The 1,018-nt window shown below is 57.1% G+C and carries 1 pseudogene; it reads right to left on the bottom strand.

Going from position 1 to position 1,018, the window contains the following annotated elements:
- A pseudogene (locus QWI18_RS25690) lies at positions 1-954 on the bottom strand (IS3 family transposase); the annotation flags it as partial.
- Between the last annotated feature and the right edge of the window lie 64 nt (positions 955-1,018).

Raw genomic sequence — 1,018 nt, 5'->3', positions numbered from 1 at the left:
TGCCCTTACGGCTCATGCTTTGCTGCATGCCGTGCCTGGCCAGCAGCGATCTGTAGATTGCGCTCGCATATTGGCTGCCGCGATCGGAGTGGGCGATCAGGCCCGGTGGCGGTCGGCGCTGCGCTATGGCCATCTGCATTGCGCTGCACACCAGCTCTGCAGGCATGCTGGGGGCCATCGCCCAACCCACGATCTTGCGCGAGAACAAGTCCAGCACGACGGCCAGGTAGAGCCAGCCGCTGCGGGTTTGTATGTAGGTAATGTCGGCTACCCAAGCGGTGTTCGCAGCCTGCATTTCAAACTGACGGTTCAACACATTCTCGGCGATTGGCAAGTTATGTTTGCTGTCAGTCGTGTGCACAAACTTGCGCTTCCAGACTGAGCGTAAACCGTTGGCTCGCATCATGCGGCGGACTTTATAGCGACCTACGTGCATGCCCTCTGCCCGCAAAGCCTTGCTTAATGAGCGGCTGCCGGAGCAGCCGTTACTGGCCGCAAACGATGCTTTAAGCTGCGCGACAACGGGACAACTTAGCGGAGCAGGTGCTTGAGCACGCCTACGGGCCTCATAAAACCCTGATCGACTGACGTTCAGCAGACGACAGACATGCGCCACCGAATAAGCCTTCTGTTGCAGCTGCCGAACCAGCCGATACGTCACTTCAGTTCGCGGGCAAAGAAGGCGGTAGCCTTTTTTAGGATGTCGTTGTCCGTTTTGAGCTGCCGGTTTTCCTGCTCCAGCTGCCGAATGCGCTTCTGCTCGGCCGTCAGCGGATTTCCTATCCCGGCCTGGCCCAACTGTTCAGCGTCGTATTGGCGGATCCACCGTCGCACGGCCGTCTCACCGAGATTCTGGTCCAGGCAAACCTGGGGCACGGTCAGCCCCTGATCCTTGACCATCTTTACGACTTCCAATTTGTAGCTGTCGTCAAACCTGTTGCGTTTTCTAGTCATGAAAGACACCTCGATAAATGTATTTTCCACTTATCGAGGTGTCCGGGGAAATTAGACCACTGCA

The organism is Pseudomonas sp. W2Oct36, assembly GCF_041060465.1.
Classification (GTDB): domain Bacteria; phylum Pseudomonadota; class Gammaproteobacteria; order Pseudomonadales; family Pseudomonadaceae; genus Aquipseudomonas; species Aquipseudomonas graminis_B.
The sequence above is the reverse complement of the archived record's forward strand: the minus strand, read 5'-3'. Positions and strand labels throughout refer to the sequence as shown.